General features: G+C 32.8%; 2 protein-coding genes. Both read right to left on the reverse strand.

The features are described from left to right. Positions 1-254: 254 nt before the first annotated feature. Positions 255-1,016, reverse strand: coding sequence for a DJ-1/PfpI family protein (locus N4270_RS17020; RefSeq protein WP_260098554.1), 762 nt, complete (start codon positions 1,014-1,016; stop codon positions 255-257). A 157-nt stretch (positions 1,017-1,173) separates the two neighbouring features. Continuing rightward, complete coding sequence (locus N4270_RS17025) at positions 1,174-1,809, reverse strand: DUF4145 domain-containing protein (RefSeq protein WP_260098555.1); 636 nt, start codon at positions 1,807-1,809, stop codon at positions 1,174-1,176. Positions 1,810-1,946 lie beyond the last annotated feature (137 nt).

The raw sequence follows: 1,946 nt of genomic DNA on the forward strand, positions 1-1,946 counted from the left end.
CTAATTCATAGATTTGAGTGGTTCTAGAATTGAGTAAAAAAACTTTCGAGATTGAGTGTGAATTACTAAAATTAGGATTGAATAATCTCTCCGTATGAGTGATTCGGAGGCATTGTATATAACGTGTTCGTGTATGGTTAGTTGCGTGTAAGTACGCGATAATTCTTTGCTAAGCAATATAGTAAAAAGTACACAAAGATCCTGCGCTTAGCCAACATTAGCTATTAACTATACACGTTGTTGCCCACAGTACATTATTCTTTCCAGTTTTGAAGTCGGTCAAGATATAAATAACTTTCCACGAACTTTTTATGTTCAGTACTTGTCATTTTCTCTAATAAATTCAATGCTGAAATATAACTTGCTAAATTTCCATTTGAGGAACTAAATTTTCCATCCTCGACAAAAGTTACCAAACTATCATTTTGTACTTTTAAATTCGGATAATCTTTTTGTAGCTGTTTTCCACCACCAATCCAAGTAACGATTTTATGTCCATCCGCAATTCCAGATTTTCCGATTAATTGAGCTCCAGCACAATTACTTACAACATATTCAGTTTCTTTATTTTTCTCTTTTATGAAGCTTATGATTTTTTCGTTGTGAACTTGAGCATACATATCATAAGCACTTGGCACAAAAAGAGCAGTCAATTTTGGACAATTTTTAAATGTAAAATCAGGTAAAATTTTAATTCCTTCTTCGGTTTTTATTGGTTTTTCAGTTTCCGCAATTGTGATTACGTTAAAAATCTGTTTTCCACTTTCGGTTGGTTTTGCGAAAACATCAGAAGTTGCAATCACTTCGCTTTGCAAAACTCCGTTATAAATCAAAAGTCCGATTGTTGGCAATTCAGATTTGAATGGTTTTATGTGCTTCGTTAGAGTATCAGATTCTATCTCCGTTTGATTTATACTCTCTTTTTCTAAATTATTTTTCGATTTTTCAGAGTTGCAACTAATCAGAACAGTTGCGAAAATTATTATTATTGTTGTTAAAACTCTAAATTTTGTCATTTCGTTCTGTTTTTCAAGTATTGTGGGCAACGGTTTTGTGTATGGCTCGTTGCGGAAAATCAGCTATGATTTTCCGCCGTAACCGAAAGATAGCAAATTGCAATGAATTCCGATTAGGAATTCAGCCGCAATGAGCTATACACGTTGTTGTGCCCAGTTATTCTTCTTTCTTTTTTAAACTTCTCAATCGAGTTAATAATGAATCATATTGATAAATTCCTTTTAAAATTTCTTTTGTAAACTCAATGGATATTTCAATTTCATCTTTTCCAATTTCATCGTAAGTTTGAGCTTCAATATGAGCTGCGTCATTTCCTAATAATCTTAATTCCTGCATTGCCTCTTTCAACTCATTTGGAAGAACAATTTGAGTCGATAAATTCTCAAGTCTTTGGTAAAGATTTTTTCCACTTGCAGATTTATCATTACATAACTCTTCCAACGTCTTTCGTATCATAATTGCGGATGCTTTTAAGCAATTATTTCCGTGACAAAGAATTGCTTCTTGAAACGATTCCAATATTCTGTCTGGAATGTTTGTCGAATCAAAAGAAATCAATCTTGGTGGATAACTTAATTCCAATCTACTTCCTTGACTTATTGTAAAAATGTGTCCTCTGCATTCAGGTCTTGGGCATTTTCTTTGTCCAAAGTTTTTAGTCGAAGGTCCAGTTGTTACGGCTGAGTCAGAACCGACTGATTGAAATGTTCCATAGTGTCCACAATGAGGGCATTCAAGGGATATTGTTGGTGTTCCTTGGTTATTAGTTACTCTGTCTACTTTGTAAAACATATGTTCGTTTTAATGTCTAGTCCTGAAATATGGCTACAGGTTAAAAATTGATTTAAGCTGTTTTTAAGTATACCATATTTGGTGTTTTATAGTCTAAAGATAAATGTAATCTTATTTCATTGTATAAATTAATTGCA

The sequence above is a fragment of the Psychroserpens sp. SPM9 genome (assembly GCF_025153525.1).
GTDB lineage: Bacteria > Bacteroidota > Bacteroidia > Flavobacteriales > Flavobacteriaceae > Psychroserpens.

What these genes read in the sequence shown, in the direction of transcription:
- N4270_RS17020 (WP_260098554.1), bottom strand. Translation starts at nt 1,016, where the DNA reads ATGACAAAATTTAGAGTTTTAACAACAATAATAATAATTTTCGCAACT.
- N4270_RS17025 (WP_260098555.1), bottom strand. Translation starts at nt 1,809, where the DNA reads ATGTTTTACAAAGTAGACAGAGTAACTAATAACCAAGGAACACCAACA.